This window comes from Streptomyces qinglanensis, assembly GCF_900111245.1.
GTDB lineage: Bacteria > Actinomycetota > Actinomycetes > Streptomycetales > Streptomycetaceae > Streptomyces > Streptomyces qinglanensis.
This window is the reverse complement of sequence record NZ_FOGO01000004.1, coordinates 104,940-126,427: the sequence shown is the minus strand read 5'-3', so window position 1 is coordinate 126,427 and position 21,488 is coordinate 104,940. Positions and strand designations below refer to the sequence as shown.

Annotated in this window: 13 protein-coding genes; 1 reads left to right on the top strand and 12 read right to left on the bottom strand. The window is 69.3% G+C overall.

Annotated elements, in window-relative coordinates; all coding sequences use genetic code 11:
- Window positions 1-108 precede the first annotated feature (108 nt).
- The 11 genes from dxs to ngcE all read right to left on the bottom strand — a co-directional run bounded on the left by dxs (window position 109) and on the right by ngcE (window position 14,417).
- Window positions 109-2,025, bottom strand: coding sequence for a 1-deoxy-D-xylulose-5-phosphate synthase (gene dxs, locus BMX65_RS10360; RefSeq protein ID WP_074999912.1), 1,917 nt, complete (start codon window positions 2,023-2,025; stop codon window positions 109-111).
- Between the two features lie 535 nt (window positions 2,026-2,560).
- The gene (locus BMX65_RS10355) at window positions 2,561-3,889 is read right to left on the bottom strand and encodes a sugar ABC transporter permease (protein WP_079171810.1); all 1,329 of its coding nucleotides are present in this window, start codon (window positions 3,887-3,889) and stop codon (window positions 2,561-2,563) included.
- The gene (locus BMX65_RS10350; RefSeq protein ID WP_074999911.1) at window positions 3,886-4,692 is read right to left on the bottom strand and encodes an ATP-binding cassette domain-containing protein; all 807 of its coding nucleotides are present in this window, start codon (window positions 4,690-4,692) and stop codon (window positions 3,886-3,888) included. Before BMX65_RS10350 ends, BMX65_RS10355 begins: the two co-directional genes overlap by 4 nt.
- Window positions 4,693-4,759: 67 nt before the next feature.
- Window positions 4,760-5,872, bottom strand: a complete 1,113-nt coding sequence (locus BMX65_RS10345; protein WP_074999910.1) for a substrate-binding domain-containing protein — start codon at window positions 5,870-5,872, stop codon at window positions 4,760-4,762.
- 165 nt (window positions 5,873-6,037) lie between these two features.
- Entirely contained in the window at window positions 6,038-7,222 is a 1,185-nt protein-coding gene (locus BMX65_RS10340) for an ROK family transcriptional regulator (protein WP_075000276.1), read from the bottom strand.
- A 304-nt stretch (window positions 7,223-7,526) separates the two neighbouring features.
- Window positions 7,527-8,450, bottom strand: a complete 924-nt coding sequence (locus tag BMX65_RS10335) for a carbohydrate ABC transporter permease (RefSeq protein WP_177214233.1) — start codon at window positions 8,448-8,450, stop codon at window positions 7,527-7,529.
- Window positions 8,450-9,400 (bottom strand): carbohydrate ABC transporter permease, encoded by a 951-nt coding sequence (locus BMX65_RS10330; protein ID WP_107437452.1) that lies wholly within the window; start codon window positions 9,398-9,400, stop codon window positions 8,450-8,452. The genes BMX65_RS10335 and BMX65_RS10330 overlap by 1 nt, the downstream gene beginning before the upstream one ends.
- Window positions 9,401-9,446: 46 nt before the next feature.
- On the bottom strand, window positions 9,447-10,706 hold the full coding sequence (locus BMX65_RS10325; protein ID WP_074999909.1) for an extracellular solute-binding protein: 1,260 nt from the start codon (window positions 10,704-10,706) through the stop codon (window positions 9,447-9,449).
- A gap of 232 nt (window positions 10,707-10,938) precedes the next feature.
- The gene (locus BMX65_RS10320; protein WP_398761817.1) at window positions 10,939-11,877 is read right to left on the bottom strand and encodes a carbohydrate ABC transporter permease; all 939 of its coding nucleotides are present in this window, start codon (window positions 11,875-11,877) and stop codon (window positions 10,939-10,941) included.
- A gap of 19 nt (window positions 11,878-11,896) precedes the next feature.
- Complete coding sequence (locus tag BMX65_RS10315) at window positions 11,897-12,817, bottom strand: carbohydrate ABC transporter permease (RefSeq protein ID WP_239501975.1); 921 nt, start codon at window positions 12,815-12,817, stop codon at window positions 11,897-11,899.
- A 175-nt stretch (window positions 12,818-12,992) separates the two neighbouring features.
- Window positions 12,993-14,417, bottom strand: a complete 1,425-nt coding sequence (ngcE, locus tag BMX65_RS10310; RefSeq protein WP_074999908.1) for an N-acetylglucosamine/diacetylchitobiose ABC transporter substrate-binding protein — start codon at window positions 14,415-14,417, stop codon at window positions 12,993-12,995.
- A gap of 528 nt (window positions 14,418-14,945) precedes the next feature.
- Here ngcE and BMX65_RS10305 point away from each other — a divergent pair.
- A complete protein-coding gene (locus BMX65_RS10305; protein WP_239501952.1) occupies window positions 14,946-18,305 on the top strand; it encodes a GH92 family glycosyl hydrolase in 3,360 nt (1,119 codons plus the stop codon).
- A 148-nt stretch (window positions 18,306-18,453) separates the two neighbouring features.
- Here BMX65_RS10305 and acnA read toward each other — a convergent pair whose 3' ends face one another.
- Complete coding sequence (acnA, locus tag BMX65_RS10300; protein WP_074999907.1) at window positions 18,454-21,174, bottom strand: aconitate hydratase AcnA; 2,721 nt, start codon at window positions 21,172-21,174, stop codon at window positions 18,454-18,456.
- Window positions 21,175-21,488: the final 314 nt, after the last annotated feature.

Genomic DNA, 21,488 nt, shown 5'->3' with positions numbered 1-21,488 from the left:
GGCGCCGAGAGGCGTACCGGACCCGAAGGGCGTACCGGACCCGAAGGGCGTACCGGACCCGAACCGGACCCGGCGGGCAGCGCCGGGCAGCGCGCCGCGGCCCGCGGGTCAGTCGCCGGCCACCTCGGCGGGCGCCGCGTCGAAGCGCCCTTCCAGCTTGGCCACCAGCCCCGTCACCTGCCGGGCGATGTCCGGCGCGGTGAGCCCGATCTCCGCCATGATCTCCTTGCGGGAGCCGTGGTCCAGGAAGCGCTCGGGGATGCCGAAGTCCCGCAGCGGCACGTCCACTCCGGCGTCCCGCAGCGCCTGCGCCACGGCGGAGCCGACGCCGCCCGCACGGCTGTTGTCCTCCACGGTGACGACGACCCGGTGCCGGTCCGCCAGCGCGGGGAGCGCCTCGTCGACCGGCTTGACCCAGCGCGGGTCCACCACGGTGGCGGTGATGCCCTGTTTGTCGAGCAGGTCGGCGATCTCCAGGCACATCGGTGCGAGCGCTCCGACGGACACGACCAGCACGTCGCCGGCCGCGTCCTCGGCGGGCTCCCGCAGCACATCCATGCCGCCGATCCGGCGCAGTGCGGGGACGGCGGGGCCGACGGCGCCCTTGGAGTAGCGCACCACGGTCGGTGCGTCGTCCACCTCGACGGCCTCGCGCAACTGCGCGCGCACCTGGTCGGCGTCGCGGGGCGCGGCCAGCTGCAGGCCGGGCACGCACTGGAGGATGGACATGTCCCACATGCCGTTGTGCGAGGCGCCGTCCGAACCGGTGACCCCGGCACGGTCCAGCACGAAGGTCACCCCGCACCGGTGCAGTGCCACGTCCATCAGGAGTTGGTCGAAGGCCCGGTTGAGGAAGGTGGCGTAGACGGCGAAGACCGGATGGAGCCCGCCGGTCGCGAGCCCGGCGGCGGAGACCGCACCGTGCTGCTCGGCGATCCCCACGTCGTACACCCGTTCGGGGAACTCCTGCGCGAAGGCGTGCAGTCCGACCGGCCGCATCATGGCCGCCGTGATGGCGACGATGTCCTTCCGCTCCCGGCCGAGCTTGACCATCTCCTCGCTGAAGACGGAAGTCCAGTCCGCGCCCGAGGACTTCACCGGCAGCCCGGTGTCGGGGTGGATGACCCCGACGGCGTGGAACTGGTCGGCCTCGTCCTGCCGGGCGGGCTGGTAGCCGCGGCCCTTCTCGGTGAGGCAGTGCACCAGCACCGGGCCACCGAACCGCTTGGCGCGCTGCAGCGCCGACTCCACCGCCGTGATGTCGTGCCCGTCGATCGGGCCGACGTACTTCAGCCCCAGGTCCTCGAACATCCCCTGCGGTGCGATGAAGTCCTTCAGCCCCTTCTTCGCGCCGTGCAGCGTCTCGTACAGCGGCTTGCCCACCACCGGGGTGCGGTTGAGCACGTCCTTGCCGCGGGCGAGGAAGCGCTCGTAGCCGTCGGTGGTGCGCAGCGTGGCGAGATGGTCGGCGAGCCCGCCGATGGTGGGCGAGTAGGAGCGCTCGTTGTCGTTGACCACGATCACCAGCGGCCGGTCCTGGGCCGCGGCGATGTTGTTGAGCGCCTCCCAGGCCATCCCGCCGGTCAGCGCGCCGTCGCCGATGACCGCGACCACGTGGTCGTCGGCGCCCCGCACCTCGTTCGCCTTGGCCAGGCCGTCCGCCCAGCCCAGCACCGTCGAGGCGTGCGAGTTCTCGATCACGTCATGCGCCGACTCGGCGCGCGAGGGGTAGCCCGACAGACCGCCCTTGAGCCGCAGCTTCGAGAAGTCCTGCCGCCCGGTCAGCAGCTTGTGCACGTACGACTGGTGCCCGGTGTCGAACAGCACCCGGTCTCTGGGCGAGTCGAACACCCGGTGCAAGGCGATGGTCATCTCCACCACGCCCAGGTTCGGACCCAGATGGCCACCGGTCTTGGAGACCGCTTCGACCAGGAAGGTGCGGATCTCCTCGGCCAGCTTCTCGAGCTGCTCCGGAGCGAGCCGGTCCAGATCGCGTGGTCCCCTGATGCGGGTCAGCAACGCCACCCGTACCTCCTTGCGTCAAGCGTGATCGAACGCTGTCGAGCCGTCGTTGTCGGACCGTGCCGATTCCTCCCCCGGGCCCCGGCCCGGAGGTACCACCGGACGGGGTCCGGAAGAGGTGCTCCCAAAGTCTAATGTTCCGCCGCCGCACGGATTCACCGGACGGTGGCAACTCAGTCACACGAATGCCGTGTCTCCACCGGCGTCCCCACCGCTCTCCCCACTGGCCCGGGCCGTCCCGGACCGGTCACGCGCGAGGGGTACCCCGGGAAGTCCTCCCGGGGTACCCCTGGTGTCCCGGCCGCAGGCCAGGCGGTGTGCGGCCGGGTCGGAACCCGCCGTCGAGCCGAGCCGATCCGCAGGCCGGCCGCCCCTTCCGGGGTCCGGCCCGCACCGTCCGGACGGCGCCGGAATCCACTGGAATCCGCATCGCAAACGGATGAATCCGGATCGACCAGCACCGATCTGCATCAATCAGCGCTGAGCCGGATCAACCGGACCCGGTTCATCCGTCCCGCGGTCTCTCGCCCCGGACGGGTCAGGCCCGCCCGGCGGTCTTCTGCGTCCGCCGGGAGACCGAGTCGATCACCACCGCGGCCAGCAGCACCGCACCGGTGATCATGTCGCGCAGTGCGGAGCCGGTGCCCAGCAGTGCCATGCCCGAGTTGATCGACTGGATGACCAGCGCACCCAGCAGCGCCGACCAGGTCTTCCCGCGGCCGCCGAAGAGGCTGGTGCCGCCGATGACGGCTGCCGCGATGCAGTTCATCAGCAGGCTGCCCGCACCCGAGGACTGGTTGGCCGCGTTGATCTGTGACGCGAAGAACAGCCCGCCGACGGCCGCCATCGTTCCGGCGATCGCGTAGACCGTGATCCGGATGAGCGGCACGTTGATCCCGGCCCGGCCCGCCGCCTCGCTGCTCCCGCCGACGGCGAAGACCTTGCGGCCGTAGCCCGTGCGGCGCAGCACGAAGTCGCCCAGGACGACCACGCCCAGGAAGATCACCACAGCCAGCGGCAGCCCCCGGTAGGAGTTGAAGACGGCCGCCGCCGCGTAGGCCGGGACCGCCAGGATCGCGGTGCGCAGCAGGATCTCGCTCAGCGGGCGACTGGGGACCCCGGCCGCCTTGCGCCGCCGCGCGTCCAGCAGCGAGAAGGCGAGGAAGGCCAGCACGCAGACGGTGGCCAGGCCCATGGCCGCCGCCTTGTCGGCGAAGTAGTAGTTGGTGAGATGCGCCACCACGCCGTCGCCGTCGAGGTTGATCGTTCCGCTCGGCCCCAGGATCTGGAGCATCAGGCCGTTCCAGCCCAGCAGACCCGCCAGGGTGACCACGAAGGCCGGGACGCCGATCCTGGCGAAGAAGAAGCCGTGGACGGCGCCGGCCGCCATCCCGGTGAGGATGGCCAGCAGGACCGCCAGGACCTCGTTCATCCCGTGGTTGATGTTGAGGACGGCCAGCACCGCCGCTGACATGCCGCTGACCGAACCGACCGACAGGTCGATCTCGCCGAGGATCAGCACGAAGACGATCCCGACGGCGATCAGCCCGGTGCCCGCGCTCTGCACGAACAGGTTGCTGAGGTTGTTCGCGCTCAGGAACGCCGAGTCCTGGAGCTGGAAGACCACGCCGATGACCAGCAGGCCGATGACGACCGGGACCGAACCCAGCTCGCCGGTCCGCAGCCGGCGCAGCAGGACGTCCAGGTAGCCGCTGAAGCCCTGCTGGCGCACCAGCAGCCGGGGGTCGACGGTGGAGACCTCGGCCGCCGGGGCCGGCGCTCCGCTCGCCCCGTCCTCCGGGGCCTTCGCCATGTCCACGGGCGCGTCGTCGGCCGGCGTGCCGTTCGTGGGGGTGTCGGTGGTCACTGCTGCACCTCCTTCGGGCGCGCGTTCTGGGCGGTACGGGCGTCGCGGCGGGTGACGACGTTGTCCGTCGCCCCGGTGATCGCGGAGACGATCTCCTCCTGGGTGGTCTCGCTCACCGTGTACGTCCCGTTGTTGCGGCCGAGGCGGAGCACCGCGACCCGGTCGCTGACGGCCCGGACGTCCGCCATGTTGTGGCTGATCAGCAGCACTCCCAGGTCCCGCTCCCGGAGCCGTTCGACCAGGTCGAGGACCTGCGCGGTCTGCTCGACACCGAGCGCCGCTGTGGGCTCGTCGAGGATGACGACGCGGGGCTCGCCCAGCAGGGAGCGGGCGATGGCGACGGTCTGCCGCTGACCGCCGGAGAGCGAGGCGACGGGGACGCGGACGCTGGGGATGCGGATGGAGAGGGTGGAGAGCAGCTCGCGGGCGCGGCGCTCCATCTCCACCTCGTCCAGGATCCCGCGCGGCTTGATCTCGTTGCCGAGGAAGAGGTTCCCGACGACATCGAGGTTGTCGCACAGCGCAAGGTCCTGGTAGACGGTCGCGATGCCCAGCTCCTGGGCGTCGTGCGGCCGGTCGATCCGGACGGGTTCGCCGTTCCATTCCACCGTGCCCTCGTCGGCCGGGCCGACGCCCGCGATGGCCTTGACCAGGGTGGACTTTCCTGCACCGTTGTCCCCGACGAGTGCGACGACCTCGCCGGGGTGGACCTCCAGCTCGACGTCCGTGAGCGCCTGGACGGCGCCGAACCGCTTGGAGACTCCGCGCAACGCCAGCACGGGCGTAGCGGACACGTGAATCACTCCTTCTGCCCCGGGGCCGTGCCCGGGCCCACCGCCGCGGCGGTGGGCGGGCCGGCCGCCTGAGGGGTTACTTGATGCCCGCCTCGGTGCATGCCTTCTTGAAGTCCGCGGTGCAGATCTCCTTGGCCGTGAAGAATCCGGACTTGCCGACGTACTTCTTGATGTCGTCCTTGGTCAGCGGAAGCGGCGTGACGATCTTCGTCGGGACGCCCTTCTCGGACTGGCTGTCGGTCTTCGAGGACGCGATCTTGTCCAGGGACTCGCCGCGGGCGAGCGCGACGGCGAACTCCGCGGCCGCCGAGGTCTCGGGCACGTAGGGCTTGTAGACGCTCATGAACTGCGAGCCCGCGAGGATCCGCTGCACCGCGTTGAGCTCGGCGTCCTGGCCGGTGACCGGGGGCAGCTTGTCCTTGTCGAAGCCCGCGCGCTTCAGCGCGGTGATGATGCCGCCCGCCATGCCGTCGTTGGCGGAGTAGACGCCGACGATGTTCTTCTTGCCGAGCGAGGAGATGGCGCCCTTCATGTTCTCGTTGGCGTTCTCCGGCTTCCACTCCTTGGTGTCGTACTCCTTGCCGATCTTCACCTTGCCGTCGAGGACGGAGTGGGCGCCGTCCTTGTACATCTTGGCGTTCGGGTCGGTGACGGAGCCGTTCATCATGACGATCTTGCCCTTGTCGGCCTTGTCGCCCAGCTCATCGAGCAGGGACTGGGCCTGGATTCTGCCGACCCGGGGGTTGTCGACCGAGGTGTATGCCTTGATCGGGCCCTCGGCCAGCCGGTCGTAGGCGACGACGGGGATGTTGCTGTCGTCGGCCTTCTTGACCGAGCTGGAGATCGACTTGGCGTCCACCGCGTCGACGATCAGCGCGTCGACCTTCTTGGTGATCATCGTTTCGACCTGCTGCTGCTGCAGGTTGGCGTCCTGCTTGGCGTTGGCGTAGAGGACCTTGGTGTCCTTGCCCGCCAGTTCCTTGATCTTCTTGACCATCAGCGGCTTGTCGAACCGCTCGTAGCGGGCCGTCTGGTTCTCGGGCAGCAGCAGCCCGATGGTCAGCGGGCCCTTCTTGGACTTGTCGCTGTCCTTGCCGTCCGCCTGGTCCGCACTGCCGCAGGCGGCCGTGCTGAGGGCGAGCGAGAGCGTGATGGTGCCGAGGGCGATGCCGCGCAGCGCTGCGTGCATTTCAGAGACCTCCCTGACGGGGCCGCGGCGGTGCGGCCGGGGTGTCCGGAAGTCAACTCGCCGGAAACTCAGCGGTCAATAAGCTAATACTTAACGAGAAGACAACGATGCCATCCGTTGAAGACAGAAACCCAGGACCGTGCTGCGCGGTGTGCGAGACGCCCCTCAGGCGGCTGCCGAGGCGGCGTCCACCAGGGTGGCGTCACCCATCTCGTCGAGGACCAGCGCGAGGGCGCCCAACACCTCGGCGCGGCTGTCGAGTTCGCCGGGCAGGACCTTCAGCCGGCGGGCCGCGCTGGGGATCGCGTAGCGCGCGACCGAGTCCCGCACCGGTCCCAGCACCAGGTCCCCCGCCTCCGCGAGGTCACCGCCGAGCACGACCCGGGAGGGGTTGAGGAGGTTGCAGAGGCTGGCGACACCGCTGCCGATGTAGCGGCCGATGTCGGCGACGACCCGGCGGCAGCCCGGGTCGCCGTCCGCCGCCAGCCGCACCACCCGGGCCATGGTCAGATCCGTGCCGTGGCTGGAGTGCAGCAGCGGCAGCACGTAGCGGGCCGCGGTGAAGGTCTCCAGGCAGCCGCGGTTGCCGCAGCGGCAGACCGGGCCGGACTCGTCCAGCGTGATGTGCCCGATCTCGCCCGCGGTGCCGCCCGGGCCGCGGTAGATCTGGCCGTTGATCACCAGCCCGGCGCCGACGCCGCTGGCGACCTTGATGTACGCCAGGTCGCGGGCGCCCCGGCCGGCGCCCCAGACCTGTTCGCCGAGCGCGCCGAGGTTGGCGTCGTTGTCGACGTAGACGGGCACCCCGGTCCGCGCGGCGAGCTCGTCGCGCGGGTTGGTCCCCGCCCAGCCGGGGAGGATGGCGGTGGAGCCCAGCACACCGGTCTCGATGTCGATGGGGCCGGGGACGCCCAGCCCGATGCCGATGACCTTGCCCGGGCTGATGCCGCTCTCCCCCACCAGCCGCCGCACCAGGCGCTCGGCACGGTCGAAGCCCTGGTCGGCCGAGGCGTCCACGTCGATGGGCTCGGCGTCCTCGGCCAGCACGGTGTGCGCCAGGTTGCCCACGGCGACCCGCAGGTGGGAGTGGCCGAAGTCGACCCCGACGACGATCCCGGCGTCGGCGCTCAGCGAGACGGCACGGGCCCGGCGTCCGCCCGAGGACGTGGGGGTGACCTCCACGGTCCCGGCGTCCTTGAGCTCACGGACGATGTTGGAGACGGTCGCCGCGGACAGCCCCGTGCCGCGGGCGATCTCCGCCTGGGTGAGCGAACCCGCCATCCGGACCGCCCGTACGACCCGCTCGAGATTGGCCCGGTGCAGCGAGGACTGCGACCCCGGAGTCTCCACCACTGTTCACTCCCCGCTTGTCTCCAACAACTGAACCTTTAGCAGAGCCCCGGCGGTTCTTCCCGTCAAGCCCTGCGAGCCGGACGGGGAGCGGCTGGTGCTCATTTGTGGCTCATCATACGGAGCTGAGCGGGGAGAAAACGCCGGGTCCCCGGCGGCTGCCGGGAACCCGGGACGTGCGGCAGGCGTGCAGAAGTCTATGCCCGCTTTCTGCCCGTGTACGGCGCTCGGCGCAGTCCGCGGTACGGAGTACGGGCATGCCGCGCCCCGGCCGGCGGGTGGCCGGCCGGGGCGCGGCCGGTGCTCACTTCACGGAGCCCGCGGTCAGGCCGGAGACCACGTGCCGCTCGATGAAGGCGAACAGGACGATCACCGGGATGATCGCGACGACCGACGCGGCGAACAGGTAGTTCCACTGCACCGTGTAGGCGCCGATGAAGTTGTTGATCCCGACGGTCAGCGGCTGCTTGTCCGGCTCGGTGGAGAGCGTCAGCCCCATCACGAACTCGTTCCAGGAGGTGATGAAGGTGAAGATCACCGCGGTCACCACGCCCGGGAGTGCCAGCGGCAGCGTCACCTTGATCATCGCGCCGAAGCGGCTGGTGCCGTCCACCATCGCCGCCTCCTCCAACTCAGGCGGGATCGACCCGATGTAGGCGGTCAGGATCCACACCGCGAAGGCCAGGTTGAACGCGGCGTTGGTGAGGATCAGCGTCCAGATCGAGTTGAGCATCTCCAACTGGTGGAACTCCCGGTAGAGACCCACCAGCAGCGCCGTCGGCTGGAACATCTGGGTCACCAGCACCAGCAGCAGGAACCACTTGCGCCCCTTGAACCGCATCCGTGCCGTGTAGTACGCGGCCGGCAGCGAGACGAGCAGCACCAGGATCGTGGCGCCGCCGGAGATCAGCAGCGTCACCTGGAGGTTGTCCCCGAGTGAGGACTCCTTCCAGACGTCGATGAAGTTCGACCAGTTCAGCGTGTCCGGCAGATAGGTCCGGTCGCGCAGCTCGTCGGCCGGCCGCAGGGCCGTGACGATCATCTCCAGGTACGGCGCGAGGAACAGCGCCGCGAGCAGCCAGGCCACGGCGGTGATCACCAGGGTGCGGGGCCGGAAGGTGCGCTTCGGCGGCCGCGCCGTCGGCCTGGCCGGCGCGGCGGCACCCCGCTCGGCGGACTCGGGGTCGCGGCCGGGGCCGGCTCCGGCGGTCTGGGTTGCGGTCGCCATCAGTCCTCCTCGTTCCACCGGCTGACCTTCAGGAAGATCAGCACGAGCACGACGACCATTGCGAAGTTGACCACCGACATCGCCGCGGACTCGGCGATGTCCGTCTCCTTCAGCTTGTACATGAACACCGTGGTCGTCGCGGTGTCGCTGCCCGGTCCGCCCTGCGTCATCGCCCAGATGATCGGGAACGAGTTGAAGACGTTGATCAGGTTGATGACCACGCCGACCAGGAAGGCCGGGCGCAGCAGCGGCAGCGTGATGCCCTTGTAGGTCTGCCAGGAACCGGCGCCGTCGATCCGCGCGGCCTCGTAGACGTCGGCCGGGATCGTCTGGAGCCCGGCCAGCAGGGTGTAGGTGGTGAAGGGCAGCGAGACGAAGACCGCCACGAACATCATCCAGGGCCAGGCGGTACCGGCCGATCCCAGCCAGTCCTTGGACGAGTCGATGATGCCCAGATCGATCATGACGGTGTTCAGGACACCGGCCGTCCGGTTGAGCATCCACTTGAAGCCGATCGCCGTCATCAGCACCGAGGCGGCCCAGGGGGCGATGAGGGCCCAGCGGGTGACGCGGCGGCCCGGGAAGTTCTGGTTGAACAGCTGCGCCAGGCACAGCGAGAGCAGCATCGTCACGCCGACGACCACGACGGTCCACAGCACGGTCCACAGCAGGACGTGCCCGAAGTCGGTCTCGTCGAAGAGCTTCTTGTACTTGTCGGTGCCGGCCGAGCCCCGCACGATCCCCGCGATGCTGATGTTCAGGAACGAGGTCCTGATCAGCTCGATGACGGGCCAGACGACGACAGCGAGAATGAGCAGGACGACAGGGGCGATCCAGGGGAGCGGGCCCAGCCGGGCCAGCCCGCCGCTCGTGCGGCGGACCGGCCGGCCGGACTGCCCTCCCCGCCCCCGGCTCCTGCGGGCCGGGGACGGCGGGGCCTTCAGTGACACGGGGTCTCCTTGCGGTACGGAGGTGCTGGGTGGTGCGGGCCGCGGCCTACTTGTCGGCCGCCGCCTCCTCCGCCTTCTTCTGCAGGTCGCCGAGTACCTTCTTCGGGTCCTCCTTGGCCGCCTTGCCGCCGCTCTTCTTGATCTCGGCGGAGACGACGTCCCAGGACGGGTCGCCCAGCGGGTAGAACTTGGCGTTCTGCAGCTCGTCGAAGAAGGGCTTCAGGTCCTCGTGCTTGCCGTTGGACTGCATCGTCTCCAGCGCGTCCTGGGTGACGGGCGGGAAGTTGTACATCTCGTCGAACTTCAGCATCTTCTTCGAGTAGACGAAGTCGAGGAACTTCTTGATCTGCTTCTGCTTGCCGCCGTCCTTGAAGGCCATCATCCAGTCGGCGACGCCGAGGGTGGACTTCAGCGGCCCGTCCTTGCCGGGGATGGTGGTGACGCCGTAGTCGACCTTGCCCTGCTTGGCCATCTGGACCAGGCTCGGGTGGCCGTTGAGCATGCCGGCCTTGCCGGCCGCGAAGTCCGCGAAGGCGGTCTTGCGGTCGGTGGTGCCCGGGTTGGAGTAGGTCAGCCCCGGCTTGACCAGGTTGTCCTGCAGCCAGTTGAAGGTCTCGACGTTCTTGGCGCTGTCGATGGTGTACTTGCCGCTGCCGTCGGTGTAGCCACCGCCGTTGCCCAGCTCCCACATCATCATCTCGCCCTGCGCCTCCTCGGGGCCGAGGGGCAGCGCGTAGGGGGTGTCGGCGGCCTTGGACTTCTTTATCTTCTTCGCGGCGTCGGCCAGTTCGTCCCAGGTCTTCGGCGGGTTCTTGATGCCCGCCTCCTTGAAGACCTCCTTGTTGTAGAAGAGCACCCGGGAGGAGGAGACCCACGGGATGCCGTACTGGGTGCCGTCCACCTCGCCGGCCTTGGCGAAGGAGGGGATGAGGTTCTTCTGCGTCGCGGGCGAGAGGACCTCGTCCGCCTTGTAGAGCAGGTCGTCGGCGACCTTGTCGGCGTAGCCGCCGGTCTGCAGCAGGTCCGGAACGTTGCCGCTCTGGATCATCGTCTTGACCTGCTTGTCGATGTCGTTCCAGTTGATGACCTGGACGTCGACCTTGATGTCCTTGTTCTGCTTCTCGAAGTCCTCGGCGACCTTGTCCCAGTAGATCTTGGAGGCGTTGGACTTCTTGTCGCCGTAGTCGGCGGCCACCAGTTTGATGGTGTTCTTGTCCCCGGAGCCCCCGCTGTCACCGCCGCAGGCGGTCACGCTCAGTGCCATGGCGAGCACTGCGGCACCGGCCGCCGCTGCTCTCTTGTTCATGTTGCTCAACCCTTCGACATCGGTGTCGACTTGCTCGCAGGTGATGCGTCACTCCGGGCGCGACCCGGACCTCCCGGGCAGCGTCGGTCGAGGAGGGCCCCGACCGCTCGGTGAGGTGTTCCCCCGTGCCGCTACGGCGCAGAGACTACTCACGGCATATTCCGCCGCACAGGTCTAGGCCACTTTCGTGGCCAACCTGAAATCACTGCGCGCCGCGGAGGATTAGACGGGCCTACTTCAGGGCACCGGCCGTCAGCCCCGCCTGCACCTGCCGCTGGAAGACGGCATAGACCACCAGCACCGGGACCATGGCGATGGTCAGCCCGGCGAACAGGGCTCCCCAGTCTCCCGCGTACCCCTGCGACACCGTCAACGCCGCGAGCCCCTGGGGCAGCACGTAGTTGTTCTCGTCCTCGTTGTTGAGCAGCAGCGGCAGCAGGTACTGGTTCCACTGGCCGAGGAAGTTGAAGATCCCGATGCTCACCAGGCCCGGCTTGGCCATGGGCATCATCACCTGGAAGAACGTCCGGGTGTGCGAGGCCCCGTCGATCATCGCCGCCTCCTGGACCCCGCTGGGCAGGGTCCGGAAGAACGAGGTGAGGAAGAAGGTGGTGAAGGGCAGCGAATAGGCGATGTAGGCGATGATCAGGCCCGGGCGGGTGTCCAGCAGGGACATGTTGTCCATGATCGTGAAGAGCGGGATCAGCGCCAGGATCACCGGGAACATCATGCCGCCCGCGAACAGCAGGAAGACGAACCGGTTGCCGGGGAAGGTGAACCGGGCGATGACGTAGGCCGCCATCGAGCCCAGCAGCATGGTGCCGGTCAGCGAGCCCGCCAGGATGATCACCGAGTTGAACGCGTACCGGCCGATCTTCGCCTCGGTCCAGGCGTGCGCGAAGTTCTGCCAGTGGAGCGTGGTCGGCAGGCCCATCGGGTCGTTGAGGAAGTCCGCGGTGGGACGGAAGGCCGTCAGCGCCACCCAGATCAGCGGCCCGGCCGCCATCACCACCCAGGCGATCAGGAAGGCGTGCGAGAAGACGTTCAGCACGCCGCTCTCGGCGCGCCCCGGGCCGGAGCGCACCTCGCCCCCGGCGGCCGGCGGGGAGGGCGCAGCGGACTCCTGCGCCCGGTCGGTGAGGGCGTCGGTGGGCATCGGTTCGGCACTCATCGCTTCGCTTCCCCGCTCCTCAGTACTCGATCTGGTCACGGCGCCCGATCCGCATCACGATCAGTGTGAAGACCATGCTGAGGACGAGGAGCACCACGCCGATGGCCGTGGCATAGCCGAACTGCCCCTCCCGGAACCGCTCGTAGAGGTAGACCGGGGTCACCTTCAGCGCGTGCGGCGGCACCATGATCAGCACGACCGCGAAGGCGTCCAGGGCCTGGATGCCCATGTAGATCCAGCCGGTGCGCACGGTGTCCCAGATCAGCGGCAGGGTGACCCGGAAGAAGGTCGCGGCGCGCCCGGCGCCGTCCAGCAGCGCGGCCTCGTAGATGTCCTTGGGGATGGCGCCCATGGCGGCCGAGAAGAGCACCACGTAGAAGCCGACGAAGCTCCAGGCGATCACCGCCATGGTCGAGAAGAGGGCGAGCTTGTAGTCGCCGCCGAGCCAGCGCTGTTCGAGCCCCTCCAGCCCCACGGAGCCGAGCAGGCCGTTGAGCAGGCCGCTGCGGGAGCTGTAGACCTGCTGCCACACCACGGCGATCAGCGCGATGGACAGCACCTGCGGGAAGAAGTAGACGATCTTGTAGAGCGAGGAGCCCGCCACGCCCGAGACCGCCTGTCCCCTGCGGTGCCGTCCACCCGCGGTGATCATGTAGGCGAAGAAGATGCCCAGTGCCAGGGTGACCAGCGGAACGACGACCAGCAGCAGCAGACTGGACTGCAGGGAGGCCCAGAACCGCTCGTCGTTCCACATCTTCACGTAGTTGTCGAAGCCGACGAAGTTCGCCGTGGCACCGCCCGCCCAGTCCGTGAACGAGTAGTAGATCGCCTGGAGGAACGGGGAGATGACGAAGACCGCGTAGAAGGCCAGCGGCAGGGCCAGAAACCCCACGATGAAGCGGTACTTGTCCAGCGTGCGGTATCTGCGGTCGTTGCGCACCCGCTCGGGGGTGAACCGGGGCGGCAGGACGACGGCCAGCGCGAAGGCCGCTCCCCCGCTCGCCCGGGTCCGCCCGACAGGCCGCTTCCCGCTCGTCTGCCCGCCCGTGGCCGGCCGTGTCTCAGTCTTCACACCGCTCCGATTCTCCCCGGGTCCGTGCCCGCTGCCCGATCGCTCAGGACTTCTTGATCTTCGTGACGTCGGGGTCCTCGGCAGTGCGGTCGGCGGCCTTCTGCATCGCGTTCATGGCCTCCTTCACCGACGTCTCGCCATTCATGAACTTCCCCACGACGGCGTCGAAGTCCACCCGCCACAGGTCGGCGTACCACTCCTTGAAGAAGGCGATCACGATGTTGTCGCCGGCGGCCTTGACGGCCTGCTGCGCGCTTTCCACACCCGGCGGCAGCTTCATCCCGTCGATGGCGCCCTTGACCACGGGCATCGAGGAGACCTCGTGGAAGAGGTTCACCGCGGCTTTCTTGCTGTACATCATCCGCATCCACTCCAGCCCGCCCTGCCGGTTGGAAGCCTTGGCCGGGATGATGTAGGGCTCGCCGGGCGGCGCGTAGAGGGTGCCGAAGGGCATCGCGTCACCCTTGTCGAGCGAGGGCGTCGCGCCGACCCGCATCCCGAAGTCCTTGGGCGTGGTGTCCTTCGCCTCGTTCTCCACCCAGGAGCCGTCCGGGATGAAGACGGCCTTGCCCTTCGTCCAGGCGGTCTGCGCCTCGATGTGCGCGTTCTTGCCGTCGAATCCGGTCAGCACGTACTTCTTGGCGAGCAGTTCCTCATACGCTTCGAAGACCTGCTTGACCGCGTCGGTCTTCCAGGCGTTCGGCTCCAGGTAGTCGAAGGCGTCGAGCTGCTTGCGGCCGCCTGCCTGGCCGAACATGGCGTACATGCTGAAGAACATGTAGCGGGGGTGGCCCGCCGGGTACGTCCAGCCGTGCAGCCCCTTCTTCTTGGCCTTCTTGCAGAGGGCCAGCATGTCGTCCCAGGTCTTCGGGTATTCGGCCTCCAGCGTGTCGCGGAGCATCCTGTCCGAGTACCAGATGCCGTACACGGTCTGGGCGATGTTGAGCTGGTAGCAGGCGTCGCCGCCGAACTGCCCCATCTCCACGACGCCGGGCACCAGGGTGTCGCGCACCTTGACGTCCGGGTCGTCCCAACTCGGTGCGTCGAGCAGTTCGGTGACGTCGCTGACCTGCTTGTTCTTGACGAGCTTCGAGATCGACATCATCTCTGCGCCGGAGTTGTTGACCACGTCCGGCGGGTCGCCCTTGATGATCCGCGGCTGGACCTGGGTGGCGATACGTTCGGTCCGCTTCTGGTCGACCTCGGCCTTCGTGTACTGCTTCTCGTACATGTCGCTGACGAAGCGCGCGTACTTGTCGTCGTATCCGCCGTTGAAGACGTAGACCTGCAGCCCGGCGTCCTTCTTGACGCCGAGCGGATTCTTGTCCGTCTTCTCGCCCTTTTCCGCCTTGGTGTCCTCACCGCCGCCGGTGGCGCAGGACGTCAGCGAGCCGAGGGCCGGCACGGCGAGAAGTCCGGCCGCGGTGGCCTTGACGACGTCGCGACGGTTGACGCTGTTGGTTCCCATGCTCAAGTCCTCGCCTTCTCCAGGACTCAGGCGGTGTACCGGTCTCCTGTCGACTTGCCACCGGCGAAGGGCCCGACACCGCGGGTCAGTTGAAGCTGGGTGGTGCGGATCTTGCGGATGGTGCGCCGATGAGGCGGCGGCCGCGCGCGGTACCGCTCAAGGTGCGGACAGGTATAGTCCACTCTTCGCCACCCGGGCAAGATCGAGAACATTCCCGTCCGCCATCTTTCCCGAGTTGAGACCTGTTTCGATTCCCTCCTTCCTCCGACTCCCTCCGAGTCCCCCTGAATTCCCCCGAGTTCCTCCGAGATCCCCTTGACACCCGGGGGAAGACGTACGTTACTTGTCGCTGATATCCACAACCTGACAACGTTGTCGGCCTGTTGAGAGGTCCGTGTGCGCCGCAGCCCGCAACCCCGTCCCCGGCCCTCGGCCGGATCCGGACCCGCAGCCCGGCTCCGCCGCGGACCGAAGGTCCGGCCGCGGGCCTTATCCGGTCGGGCGGCCGCGCGGCGCCGGGCACTGGCCGTGCTCCTCGCGCTGCTCGTCACCACCACGGCGCAGGCCACCACGGCCGTCGCGGCACCGGACCCGGGCACCGGACCGCGAGCCACCCGGTTCGCCTCCTCGTTCGAGGCGGACACGCCCCCGCCGGACTGGAACGACACCGTCGAGACCGGCCCGGACGGCAGGCCCCGCGCCGACGGAGTCACCGCCGACGGCCGCCCCGGGCTGGCCACCCGCACCGGCGGCGGCCCCGAGTCCTCGCCCACCGCCAGGACCGGCGCCGGCTTCACCGGCACCCGCGCCCTGCGCTTCGCGGGCGACCATGCGGCACCGGGCCGCGGATACGCCTACAACAAGATCTTCGACGTCGATGTCACCGTCACCCGCGACACCGTGCTCTCCTACCGGCTCTTCCCCGAGATGACCGGCCAGGACCGCTCCTACGCCGCCACGCACGTCGCCGTCGACCTCGTCTTCACCGACGGCAGCCACCTCGGCGACCTGCGCGCCGCCGACCAGCACGGCACCCGGCTGACCCCGGCCGCGCAGGGCGCCGCCAAGACGCTGCACGTCAACCAGTGGAACAACGTCGAGGCCCGGATCGGCCGGGTCGCCGAAGGCCGGACCGTCGACCGCGTCCTGCTCGGCTACGACGCGCCGTCCGGACCCGCGAACGGCTCCCGTGCCTTCGCCGGCTGGCTCGACGACTTGCGGCTCGCCCCGCAGCGCCCGGCCGCCCCCAAGGCCCATCTGTCCGACCACGTCCGCACCACCCGGGGCACCCTCTCCAGCGGCTCCTTCTCGCGCGGCAACACCTTCCCCGCCACCGCGCTGCCCCACGGCTTCAACTTCTGGACACCGGTGACCGACGCGGGCGCCAAGAGCTGGCTGTACGAGTACGCGCGGAAGAACAACGCCGACAACCTGCCCGCACTGCAGGCATTCAGCGCCAGCCACGAGCCCAGCCCCTGGATGGGCGACCGGCAGACGTTCCAGGTGATGCCCTCGACCGCGAAGGGCACCCCCAGCGCCTCCCGTACGGCCCGCGCACTGCCCTTCCGGCACTCGGCGGAGACGGCCAGGCCGCACTACTACGGCGTCACCTTCGAGAACGGGCTGCGCGCCGAGGTCACCCCGACCGACCACGCGGCGATGATGCGCTTCACCTTCCCGGAGCGGGACGCCGCCGCGCTCCTCTTCGACAACGTCGACGACCACGCGGGCCTCACCCTCGACACCCGCCGGGGCACCGTCAGCGGCTGGTCCGACGTGCGCAGCGGGCTGTCCACCGGCGCGACCCGGATGTTCGTGCACGCCGAGTTCGACGCGCCCGCCACCGGCGGCAGCAAGCTGAAGGACGGCGGGAGCAAGGACGCCGCCGGCTATCTGCGCTTCGCCCCGGGAGCGGACCGCACGGTCACCATGCGGATAGCCACCTCGCTGATCAGCGTCGCGCAGGCGAAGGCCAATCTGCGCGCCGAGGTCCCCGCCGACCGCTCCTTCGCGCAGGTGCGGAAGCGGGCCCAGGCACGGTGGGACGACCTGCTGGGCGTCATCGAGGTCGAGGGCGCCACCCCCGACCAGCTCACCACGCTCTACTCCAACCTCTACCGGCTCTACCTCTACCCCAACGCGGGCCACGAGCGGGTCGGCGGCCGGACCCGCTACGCCAGCCCCTTCTCCCCCGCCACCGGTCCGGACACCCCCACCAGGACCGGCTCGAAGATCGTCGACGGCGAGGTGTACGTCAACAACGGCTTCTGGGACACCTACCGCACCACCTGGCCCGCCTACTCCCTCCTCACCCCGAAGCAGGCCGGGAAGATGGCCGACGGGTTCGTGCAGCAGTACAAGGACGGCGGCTGGATCTCCCGCTGGTCCTCCCCCGGCTACGCCGACCTGATGACCGGCACCTCCTCCGACGTCGCCTTCGCCGACGCCTACCTCAAGGGCGTCGACTTCGACGCGGAAGCCGCCTACGAGGCCGCCGTCAAGAACGCCACCGTCGCCCCGCCCGACCCCGGTGTCGGCCGCAAGGGCATGGCCACCTCCCCCTTCCTCGGCTGGACGAGCACCGACACCAAGGAGGGCCTGTCCTGGGCGCTGGAGGGCTACCTCAACGACTTCGGGATCGCCCGGATGGGCAAGGCCCTCTACAAGAAGACCGGCAAGAAGCGCTACCGGGAGGAGTCGGCGTACTTCTCCCGGCGCGCCCGCGACTACGTCCGCCTCTTCGACAAGAAGACCGGCTTCTTCCAGGGCCGGAGGCCCGACGGCTCCTGGCGGCTGTCCCCGCAGGAGTACGACCCGCGCGTCTGGGGCTACGACTACACCGAGACGAACGGCTGGAACTTCGCCTTCACCGCACCCCAGGACACCCGCGGCCTGGCAGCCCTGTACGGCGGGCGCTCGGGCCTCGCCGAGAAGCTGGACCGCTACTTCGCCACCCCGGAGACGGCCGAGCAGAAGTACGCGGGCAGCTACGGCGGCGTGATCCACGAGATGACCGAGGCCCGCGACGTCCGGATGGGCATGTACGGGCACAGCAACCAGCCCTCGCATCACATCCCCTACCTGTACGACGCGGCCGGACAGCCCTGGAAGACCCAGGCCAAGGTCCGCGAGGTGCTCTCCCGGCTCTACGTCGGCAGCGAGATCGGCCAGGGCTATCCGGGCGACGAGGACAACGGCGAGATGTCGGCCTGGTACGTCTTCAGCGCACTGGGCTTCTACCCGCTGGTCATGGGCTCCCCCGAGTACGCGGTCGGCTCGCCGCTGTTCACCAAGGCCACCGTCCACCTGGAGAACGGCCGGGACCTGGTGGTCGAGGCGCCGAAGAACAGCGCCGAGAACGTCTACGTCCAGGGCCTGAAGGTCGACGGCAAACGCTGGAACTCCACCGCGCTGCCGCACAGGCTGCTGGCCGACGGCGGCACCCTGGAGTTCGCCATGGGCCCGAAGCCGTCGAAGTGGGGCTCGGGCCGCGACGCGGGACCGACCTCGCTCACCCGCGGCGACCGGGCGCCGACACCGGTCGGCGACGTCAGCGAGCCGGGTGACTCCCCGCTGCTGGACGACACCTCCGACACGGCCGCGGACGCCGCGTCCGGCCCCGTCGCGGTGGCGGACGGCGCCCGCGTCACGGCGTACACCCTCACCTCCGACGACCACGCCGAGGCACCCGGCGGCTGGCGGCTGCAGGGCTCCCGGGACGGCGAACGCTGGCACACCCTGGACCGGCGCGCGGACGAGACGTTCCGCTGGGACAAACAGACCCGTGTCTTCACCCTCCCCCGCAGCGCCCGCTACTCCCGCTACCGCCTGCTCCCGACCGGCCCCGACAGCCGCCTCGGCGAACTCGAACTCCTGGGCGGACGCTGACCGCCGCGCCTCGGCGGGGCGCCTTCGTGACCGTGCGGGACGCCGCCGGCAGCGCGGACGGCCCCGCCTCTTCCCGGAACGCTGCGGCACACAGCACGGCGGGCCGCACCCTCGAAGGGTGCGGCCCGCCGTCGCGCTGTCGGTCCGGTCAGTCGCGGATGAGCGACCGCAGGACGTACTGCAGGATGCCGCCGTTGCGGTAGTAGTCGGCCTCGCCGGGGGTGTCGATGCGGACGGTGGCGTCGAACTCGACGCCGGTGTCCGTGGTCACCTTCACCGTGGCGGGGACGTCACCGTCGTTGAGGGCGGTGATACCGGTGATGGAGAAGGTCTCCTCGCCGGTCAGTCCCAGGTCGAGCGCCGAGCCGCCGGTGGGGAACTGCAGCGGCAGGACGCCCATGCCGATCAGGTTCGAGCGGTGGATGCGCTCGTAGGACTCGGCGATGACGGCGCGCACGCCGAGCAGCGCGGTGCCCTTGGCCGCCCAGTCGCGGGACGAGCCGGAGCCGTACTCCTTGCCCGCGAGGATGACCAGCGGGGTGCCCTGCGCCTGGTAGTTCTGCGAGGCGTCGTAGATGAAGGAGACCGGGGAGCCGTCCTGGGTGAAGTCCCGGGTGAAGCCGCCCTCGGTGCCGGGCGCGATCTGGTTGCGGAGCCGGATGTTGGCGAACGTGCCGCGGATCATGACTTCGTGGTTGCCGCGGCGGGAGCCGTAGCTGTTGAAGTCGCGGCGCTGGACGCCGTGCTCGGTGAGGTACTGGCCGGCGGGGGTGTCGGCCTTGATGGCACCGGCCGGGGAGATGTGGTCGGTGGTGACCGAGTCGCCCAGCTTGGCCAGCACCCGGGCGCCGGAGATGTCCGTGACCGGCGCGGGCTCCATCCCCATGCCCTCGAAGTACGGGGGCTTGCGGACGTAGGTGGACTCGGCGTCCCACTCGAAGGTGTTGCCGGTGGGCACGGGGAGGGCCTGCCACTGGGCGTCGCCGGCGAAGACGTCGGCGTAGTCCTTGGTGAACATCTCCTGGCCGATGGCGGAGGCGACGACCTCCTCGACCTCCTGCTCGGAGGGCCACAGGTCGGCCAGGTAGACGGGGTTGCCGTCCTGGTCGGTGCCCAGCGCGTCCTGGGTGATGTCCACCTTCATGGACCCGGCCAGCGCGTAGGCGACCACCAGCGGCGGGGACGCCAGGTAGTTCATCTTGACGTCGGGGTTGATCCGGCCCTCGAAGTTGCGGTTGCCGGAGAGCACCGAGACGACGGCCAGGTCGTTGTCGTTGACCGCCTGGGAGACCTCGTCCGGCAGCGGGCCGGAGTTGCCGATGCAGGTGGTGCAGCCGTAGCCGACGAGGTTGAAGCCGAGCTTGTCCAGGTAGGGGGTGAGCCCTGCCCGGTCGTAGTAGTCCATGACGACCTGCGAGCCGGGGGCCAGGGTGGTCTTGACCCAGGGCTTGCGGGTGAGGCCCTTCTCCACCGCCTTCTTGGCCAGCAGCGCGGCGCCGACCATGACGTACGGGTTGGAGGTGTTGGTGCAGGAGGTGATGGCCGCGACGGCGACGGCGCCGTGGTCGATCTCGTAGGTCACCCCGTCGGGGCCGGTGACCTGGACCGGCTTGCTCGGCACGCCGTTGGAGACGGCCGGCGCGTCGGAGGCCGGGAAGGACTCCTTGCCGGCCTCGTCGGTGTCGGCCTCGGAGACGTAGTTGATGACGTCCTGGCCGAACTTGTGGGCGGCGTCGGCGAGCGCGATGCGGTCCTGCGGGCGCTTCGGGCCGGCGATGGAGGGGACCACCGTGGCCAGGTCCAGCTCCAGGTACTCGCTGTACTCCGGCTCCTGGGCCGGGTCGTGCCACAGGCCCTGCGCCTTGGCGTACGCCTCGACCAGGGCGAGCTGGTCGGCGCTGCGGCCGGTCAGCCTGAGGTAGTTGATGGTCTCCTCGTCGATCGGGAAGATCGCCGCGGTGGAGCCGAACTCCGGCGACATGTTGCCGATCGTGGCGCGGTTGGCGAGCGGCACGGAGGCCACGCCCTGGCCGTAGAACTCCACGAACTTGCCGACGACACCGTGCTCGCGCAGCATCTCGGTGATGGTGAGCACGAGGTCGGTGGCGGTGGTGCCGGTGGGCAGTTCACCGGTGAGCTTGAAGCCGACGACCCGCGGGATGAGCATCGAGACGGGCTGGCCCAGCATCGCGGCCTCCGCCTCGATGCCGCCGACGCCCCAGCCCAGCACGCCGAGACCGTTGACCATGGTGGTGTGCGAGTCGGTGCCGACCAGCGTGTCGGGGTACGCCTTGCCGTCCCGGACCATGACGGTGCGGGCCAGGTGCTCGATGTTGACCTGGTGCACGATGCCGGTGCCGGGCGGGACGACCTTGAACTCGTCGAAGGCGCCCTGGCCCCAGCGCAGGAACTGGTAGCGCTCGCGGTTGCGGCCGTACTCCAGCTCGACGTTCTTCTTGAACGCGTCGGAGGTGCCGAAGGTGTCGGCGATGACGGAGTGGTCGATGACCAGCTCGGCCGGGGCGAGCGGGTTGATCCGGTCGGCGTCGCCGCCCAGCTCCTTGACGGCCTCGCGCATGGTCGCCAGGTCGACGACGCAGGGCACGCCGGTGAAGTCCTGCATGATCACCCGGGCCGGGGTGAACTGGATCTCCTGGCTGGGCTGCGCCTTGGGGTCCCAGCCGCCGAGCGCGCGGATGTGGTCGGCGGTGATGTTCGCGCCGTCTTCGGTACGGAGCAGGTTCTCCAGCAGGACCTTCAGGCTGTACGGCAGCCGGGCGGAACCCTCTACTTTGTCCAGCTTGAAGATTTCGTACGACTCGTCGCCCACCTGCAGCGTGCTGCGGGCGTCGAAGCTGTTCGCCGACACGACAGTCTCCTTCAGTGCCTTGAGTGCATCGGCCGCCGGTGCGCTATGGTGAGCAGGAGACGAAGTTAGGTAAGCCTTACCATTCTTACCGAATCGGTCCTCGCCCTGCGACAGCGACCGCGACGTATGCCGTCGCCAGTTATCTCGATGTCGAGATAACTCTAGTACACGACCGTCCACCGGTCATGCCTGCCCCCGGGTGCCCGCCGCGAGCCGCACCGACACCCGGTCGGCGGTGCTGCCCCGCGGCGCGGCGCCCCGCACCCCCGCACCGCGGACCGCCGAGCCGCCCCGGGGTGCGGGGGTGCGGGACG